The organism is Rhizobium phaseoli (assembly GCF_003985125.1).
GTDB classification, from domain to species: Bacteria; Pseudomonadota; Alphaproteobacteria; order Rhizobiales; family Rhizobiaceae; genus Rhizobium; species Rhizobium phaseoli.
This window is the reverse complement of sequence record NZ_ML133582.1, coordinates 123,326-130,239: the sequence shown is the minus strand read 5'-3', so window position 1 is coordinate 130,239 and position 6,914 is coordinate 123,326. Positions and strand designations below refer to the sequence as shown.

General features: G+C 60.2%; 8 protein-coding genes and 1 pseudogene. 1 reads left to right on the top strand and 8 read right to left on the bottom strand.

The annotated features are described in order from the left end of the window. Positions 1-228 (top strand): annotated as a pseudogene (locus tag EFD56_RS24440) (IS481 family transposase); the annotation flags it as partial. 279 nt (positions 229-507) lie between these two features. Here EFD56_RS24440 and EFD56_RS24435 read toward each other — a convergent pair. From EFD56_RS24435 to lepB, 8 genes are all read right to left on the bottom strand, one after another. Continuing rightward, positions 508-1,503: an aldo/keto reductase gene (locus EFD56_RS24435; protein WP_126906523.1), complete on the bottom strand. Its 996-nt coding sequence runs from the start codon at positions 1,501-1,503 to the stop codon at positions 508-510. A 101-nt stretch (positions 1,504-1,604) separates the two neighbouring features. After that, a complete protein-coding gene (recO, locus tag EFD56_RS24430; protein WP_126906522.1) occupies positions 1,605-2,375 on the bottom strand; it encodes a DNA repair protein RecO in 771 nt (256 codons plus the stop codon). Positions 2,376-2,495: 120 nt separating this feature from the next. After that, on the bottom strand, positions 2,496-2,981 hold the full coding sequence (locus tag EFD56_RS24425) for a response regulator (protein ID WP_037137775.1): 486 nt from the start codon (positions 2,979-2,981) through the stop codon (positions 2,496-2,498). A gap of 167 nt (positions 2,982-3,148) precedes the next feature. Next, positions 3,149-3,286, bottom strand: a complete 138-nt coding sequence (locus EFD56_RS32770) for a hypothetical protein (RefSeq protein ID WP_164736861.1) — start codon at positions 3,284-3,286, stop codon at positions 3,149-3,151. A 42-nt stretch (positions 3,287-3,328) separates the two neighbouring features. Then, the gene (locus EFD56_RS24420) at positions 3,329-4,081 is read right to left on the bottom strand and encodes a Crp/Fnr family transcriptional regulator (RefSeq protein WP_126906521.1); all 753 of its coding nucleotides are present in this window, start codon (positions 4,079-4,081) and stop codon (positions 3,329-3,331) included. A gap of 151 nt (positions 4,082-4,232) precedes the next feature. Further along, entirely contained in the window at positions 4,233-5,174 is a 942-nt protein-coding gene (gene era, locus EFD56_RS24415) for a GTPase Era (protein WP_004675055.1), read from the bottom strand. A gap of 7 nt (positions 5,175-5,181) precedes the next feature. Further along, on the bottom strand, positions 5,182-5,901 hold the full coding sequence (gene rnc, locus EFD56_RS24410) for a ribonuclease III (RefSeq protein WP_004675053.1): 720 nt from the start codon (positions 5,899-5,901) through the stop codon (positions 5,182-5,184). Next, positions 5,898-6,641, bottom strand: a complete 744-nt coding sequence (lepB, locus tag EFD56_RS24405; RefSeq protein ID WP_012483261.1) for a signal peptidase I — start codon at positions 6,639-6,641, stop codon at positions 5,898-5,900. Before lepB ends, rnc begins: the two co-directional genes overlap by 4 nt. Positions 6,642-6,914: the final 273 nt, after the last annotated feature.

Genomic DNA, 6,914 nt, shown 5'->3' with positions numbered 1-6,914 from the left:
TGAGATCGTGCGCCGCGTTGGAACAACCAAGGGCTATGTCAGCTTCAAGGGGCGATTCTGGCGCGTGCCCAACGCCTTCAAAACCGAACGCCTCGCCATCCGTCCGCTCCAGTACGACGGTCTCTACGGCGTATTCTTCGGCGCAACTCAGGTCGCAAAAATCGATCTCAAAAGCCCGGACTGAGTGTCAGGCATGTCTCCGAACATCTGTCAGGTATGTATCCGGGCTTTACATCAAGGCCTGGGATGACGGAGAGTGTGGTTGGCGTTCTCGCCAAACTCGCCGCCGGCGTACAGAGAAGCACTGTAGCGGGTGCCTCATTCGGCCGGCAATTGCTACGCCCTCCGGTGCCCGTCACAAGAATCCAGTGCGCCCAAGTCCTTGGTCGCGGGAGAATTTTTCAAATCGCATTGGGTCATTCACCGCGCAGACGCGCGGTGGCTGGATTCCTGTGACATCCCTTGGGCGAAGCCCTGAGGAGCACAGGAATGAGGGCGTTGAGCCACTCATCCGCGCGCGAGTGCCGCATCAATCTCCGCCATGACATCCGCCGGCAGCGGTCCCTTTTCCAGTGCACCGACATTCTCCTCCACCTGGGCGACAGTGCGGAAGCCCGGAATGGGGAAGGTGCGCGGCGACCTCGCCCACAGCCAGGCGAGCGCCCCCTGCGTCAGCGTGCGGCCACCTGACGTCAAGAGATCGCGGACGGCATCGAGCCTTGCGGCAAATTCCGGGGCCATGCGGCCGTCCTTGAAATAGACCATCCAATCGAGGGCAGCGGCGCGGACATCCTTGGCGCCGACCGCCTTGTCGGCAGTGAACTTGCCGGTCAACAGTCCCATGGCTAGCGGGCCGCGATTGATCGAGATCAGGCCTTTCTGCTCGACCACCGCGATCATCTCCGGCACCGGGTCGAAGACATTCATCGTATGCTGGATCGAGACAAAGCCGGGGCGCCCGACCTGGCGAGCGGCGCGATCGGGTAAATCGGTGCTCCAGCCGAAGGCATCGATCTTGCCTTCGGCACGCAGCGCCTCCAGCGTAGCGAAGACGGCATCCGATTGCTCCAGCGGAAAATCATTGATGTGGAATTGCAGCAGATCGAGGCGCTCGCGCTTGAGACGGCGCAGCGATGTCTCGACGGAGCGGCGGATGAACCCCTCGTCGGCGAAGGCGCCGATCGCCTGCTTCGTTTCCGGATCGGTGGCGAAACCGAATTTGGTGGCGACAATGATGTCGTCTCGATTGCCGATCGCCCGGCCGAGCACTTCCTCCGAATGGCCGGCGCCGTAGTTAGAGGCGGTGTCGAAGAAGCGGATGCCGAGGGCGATGGCCCGGTCGATCGCTTCGACCGATTCATCGTCGTCGACGTCACCCCAGCCGAGCGGCGTGTCACCGGCGAAGAACGGGCCGCCGATGGCCCAGCAACCCATGCCGAGACGCGGAATTTCGCGGCCGTTCCAAAGCGTGATCGTCGTCGGTGATGCGGTCTTGGTCAGCATGAGCTTCCTCCATGGTTGGCAGTCCTTCAAGACATAGGAAGGGCCCCCAGGCGGGTAAACCGCCAAATCCGGAGGATGTTTTGCAGCAGTAAAAAACCAGATCAGGCGGAGACGCCGTTCGGACCGGAAAGCGTCCGCAAGGCTGGATTGAGCGCCTTGAGGGCGGCCTGGACGAAGCCGTCACGAGCTGCCGCAGCCTCCATGCCGCGTGGTTCATAAACGTGGCGATGCAGGAAGAACCCCGTCAGACGGAACGCGGCGGCAAGACTGTCGAAGTCCGCCGCATGATTGCCTTCGACGCCGAGGAAGGGCGGCAGGAGCAGCATCTTGTCCGCCCAGGGAGCGCCGGCGCTGCGGCTGACGGCGCGGCCGGATTTCGGCGAGACATAGGCGAGACCGGAACGGGCGCCGGTTGCCGCGCATTCGCCAAGATCGAGACCGAAGCCGAGATCGTTCAGCACCGCCAGTTCGAAGCGCACGAAGAGTTCGCCGGCATCGGCTGGATTGTGCAGATGATCGAGGATGACTTCCAGCGCATCGAAAAGATGCGGATGCGGGTCGCGCTCCGGCAGCAGCCGCAGCAGCGCGCCCATCGCCTGGACACCGTAGACGGCCGTCGCCGTTTCCATCAGACGGGCGGCGCGCAGCGTCACCGGTTCGACGCGGAATTCGCCCAGATGTTCGTCAAGCCGGGCGCGCCAGATGACCTCCACCGCATTGCCCGGCTGCAGCACCGGCTGCATGGCGCGAGAGCGGCCGGAACGCACGAGGCCGAGATGGCGCCCGCGATCACGCGTCATCACCTCGGCGATGACGCTCGTCTCACCGTGGCGCTTGATGCCCAGAATGATCGCGTGGTCCTGCCACTGCATCGAAAGAAGTCCCTGCGGCTGACGATTCCATCCTACCGCATAATTCCCGAGATCGAAATCGAATTAAGGAATCATGCAGTAATTCAAAGCGTTACAGCGTGCTTTCGGCATCCGGACGGGTCAAGCCGCCGCCGGAAGAAGCCTCTGCAGGAATTCGCGCATCGCCTTCTCGTCGAAAGGCTTCACCAGAAGCGGTATGTGCTGCAGGTCAGGCGGGAAATCGCGTATATCGGAATAGCCGCTGACGAAGCCGAAGGGAATGCCGACATCGATAAGATGGCGGGCAAATCCAAAACTCATGCCCTCGCCCAGATTAACATCGAGCAGCGCGAAATCATAGCTTTCCGCAGCAATCGCCGCCCTCGCCTGTTCCAGGCTGCCGACGATATCGATGCCGTCGACGCCGGACAGACGCAGAATATCCTCCGCCTCCATGGCGATGATCAGACTATCCTCAAGAACCAGAACACGGTTTGCGCTCATGATTCCATGCCCCTCGTCGGACGCCTGTCGCAGCGCCCCGGCCGTTTCGCCAACATCATTGCCCCCCGGTGCCCCGCATGGCACGCTGTCGGTGAATTCCGCCACCATTTCTGAATAAACCATTTTTCTGTCCGGCCAATAAGAATCAAATCGGAGGAAGGACGACGGCCGACCTTATTTTCCCGGACGCTAATGCGCATTTAAAAAAGACATAGAAGGACCGGCCGTGCGTTTCCGCACGCACCCATGCTGCCATCTGTCGGATTGCCGTGGCGCGCAACCCCGATGCTTCAGGTCACTCGTCGCGCGTCGGGTCTTTTGCCCATGCCGCTGTCGCAAATCGCCCGCGCCTTTGCGCGACATGCTTTAAAGCGCGCGGCATCAAAATTTGAATCATCGACGCGCTTTAAGTCTTTGTTTTTATCCATGTCGTTGTCACGGAACCGCCGCACACTTCCGGGCGACATGCATTAGATGAAGGGGCGCTTGCCCTCTCCGAGCCCATCCCAGCCGGCGATCGCCATCAATTCCTCGCCGTTCAGAACCTCGCAGCCGCGCTCCTGCCAGCGGATCAATCCCCGTTCACTGAGCTTCTTCAACGTTTTGTTGGTGTGAACAATGGAAAGACCGAGGGTGTCGGCGATGTGCTGCTGCGTGATGGGAATGAATTTGCGGCTGTTGAAAAGATCGAGCTTCCTGCCGCGCTCGAACAGGAATGCGAGCAAATAGGCCGCTCTTTCCAGTGCGGTGCGTCGGCCGATACTGAGAAGATGTTCATCTAATATTCGCTCCTCGCGCGCGGCGATCCACGTGATGTCGAAGGCGAGCGAGGGATGCTTGTTATAAAGCGTCATCAGCCTGTCGCGCTCGAAGACGCAGAGGGAAACCGGCGAAAGCGCTTCGATGGAATGCTGCATCTCGCCGGCAATCGTTCCCTGCAGGCCGATCAGGTCGCCCGGCATGATGTAATTCAGGATCTGGCGGCGGCCGTCTTCCAGCATCTTGTAGCGGAAGCCCCAACCGGAAAGCACGGTGAATAGATGGGCGCTGTGGGCGCCTTCGACGAGGATGGTGGAACCGGCATCGACGGCTAGCTCGCCCCGTTTGAAGCGGGAAACGAATTCCAGCTCATCGCGGCTGAACTCCCTGAAATGCGGCAGGGGCCGCAAGGGACATTGCTCGCAAGGGGTCTTGAAGGAATGGATGGGTCTCGACGTTGCCATGCCTGCTCCCGCGGTCTTGTAAACCGGCGGCCCCTCATCGACGCACCGTCGAGCAAGGAATGCGCAAAGGCATGGATTCGTTCCTTAACGAAGCCATTTTTTTCCAAGGAAACAAAGGGCTGGCTCCTGCCCGGCGAAATCCTTGCCACTGCTATTTCGGAAAATCGAGACCCATTTCACGGAACCGCTCGGGATCATCGCCCCAATTCTCGCGGACCTTGACGAAGAGGAAGAGGTGAACCTGCTGCTCGAGAATTTCCGACAGTTCCTTGCGGGAGGCCGTCGAGATCGCCTTGATGGTTTCGCCGCCCTTGCCGAGTGCGATCTTCTTCTGGCTGTCGCGCTCGACATAGATCACCTGCTCGATCCGCACCGAGCCGTCCTTGCGCTCTTCCCACTTCTCCGTTTCGACATGCGAGGAGTAGGGAAGCTCCTGATGCAGGCGCAGAAACAGCTTCTCACGGGTGATCTCGGCAGCGAGTTGACGCATCGGCAGATCGGAGATCTGGTCCTCCGGATAGTACCACGGGCCCTCGGGAAGGGTCGCGGCCAGATAGTCCATGACGTCGTCGCAGCCGGAACCGTTTTCGGCCGAGATCATGAAGGTACGTTCGAAAGCGATCTTCTCGTTGGCGCTCGCTGCCAGCGCCAGCAAATCCTCGCGGTTGACGCGGTCGATCTTGTTCAGCACCAGGATCTTCGGCTGCCGGACTTCCTTGAGGCCTTCGAGGATGGCTTCGGCATCGCCGCGCAGGCCGCGCTCGCTGTCGATCAACAGCATGATCAGATCGGCATCCTTGGCACCGCCCCAGGCCGAGGTCACCATGGCGCGGTCGAGCCGGCGGCGCGGTTTGAAGATGCCGGGTGTGTCCATGAAGACGATCTGGGCATTGTCGTGAATGGCAATGCCGCGCACGATCGCGCGCGTCGTCTGCACCTTGTGGCTGACGATCGAGACCTTGGCGCCGACGAGGCGATTGACCAGCGTCGACTTGCCGGCGTTGGTCGGGCCGATCAGCGCGACGAAGCCCGAATGCGTCGGACCATGGGTTTCTGCAGCAGCGTCAGCCGCGATATCTTCTTCTTGTGTCATAGTCCCGTCAGTTTCCGGCAGGCGATTGCTGCCAAATGCCTTCGCGCTCGAGCATCTTGGTCGCCGCCACCTGTTCGGCGGCGCGCTTCGAACGCTCTACGCCGGTTTCCGGCTTTATGCCAGCAACTTCCACCGTCACCTTGAAGCGCGGATCATGATCCGGTCCGCTGCGTTCATCAACCCGATAGAGCGGCGTGACGCCGAACTTCGCGTGCGACCATTCCTGCAGCTCGGTCTTGGCGTCGCGCTTGGCGCCATCGGCCCTGACCGCCCTGCCCTGCCAATAGCGCAGGATGAAGCGGCGCGCGACCTCGAGACCACCGTCGAGATAGATCGCGGCGATCAGGCTTTCGACGACATCGGCGCGCACGTTCATCATGCGCTTGCCGGTCAGTTTCTTCACATCGGCGCCGGTGCGGATATAGAGATGAAGGTTGAGTTCGTCGGCGACCGCAGCACAGGTTTCGGCGCTGACGAGCTGATTGAGACGAACCGAGAGCTCGCCTTCCCCAGCCGTGCCGAAGGTGCGGAACAAGAGCTCGGCGATGCAGAGCCCGAGAACCCTGTCGCCGAGAAATTCCAGACGTTCGTAATTGCTGCCCTTTTCCGTCCGGGCACTGGCATGGGTCAGCGCACGATCCAGGCGCTCCTTTTCGGCGAAGTCATGACCGATCAGGCTTTCAAGCTTTGCGCGGTCGGCCGCAGAAAGCGTCTGCGCCTTGCTCATTCAACAACCTTGAAAAGACGGTCCCAGCGCATATTGGTCGGCCACTTCCAGATCTCGCGGAACGAGGTGTCGTGGCCGAGCGAGAAGAAGATGACGCTGGCGCGGCCGACGAGATTTTCAGCCGGCACGAAGCCGACATCGAAGCGGCTGTCGAGCGAATTGTCGCGGTTGTCGCCCATCATGAAATAATGGCCTTCAGGCACGATGAATTCACGGGTGTTGTCGCCGCGCGAGACTGGAGACTGATCGAGCGTGTCGTAGGTCTTGCCATTGTCCAGGGTTTCGCGGAAGACCGGTACATCCTCACCCGGATCGAGCTTGTAATCCGAGGTGAAGCTGCCGTCCGCAACCTTCGGAACTGGCTTGCCGTTGACGTAAAGCACGCCGTCGGTGACCTGGATGTGGTCGCCGGGCAGACCGATGCAGCGCTTGATGTAATCGACTTCGGGATTGGGCGGGAAGCGGAAAACGACGATGTCGCCACGCTTCGGATCGGACCCGAACAGGCGACCGCTGAAGATATCGGGCGAGAAGGGCAGCGAATATTTCGAATAGCCATAAGCGAACTTGTTGACGAAGATATAATCGCCGACGAGCAGCGTCGGCATCATCGAACCTGACGGAATGGTAAAGGGCTGGAACAGCACGGTTCGGATCACCATCGCCAATATCAGCGCCTGAATGATGACCTTGATATTTTCCCAGAGGGCGTTCGGCTTGGTTTGGACTTTTTCGGACACGCAGTCTTATTCCTTCAAGACGCCGCAGAGGCGCAATTCTTTCTATCGTTCTCTTACTGCATTATTCCCTCGATCGATACCGATTTAGGGAATTATGCAGCAATTCAAAGTGCTACTACGGCGCCCTCTGCGCACCTGACGAGACACGCGACGCTGTAGGCATGATGCCGAGAAGTGTCAGCAGCTTTCGGACGACATCATGCTCTAATTCTTCGATCCAGAACAGGATTCAGGCCGACCGGCTTCGGATCATCCTGTTCTAGCGGCTTCGGC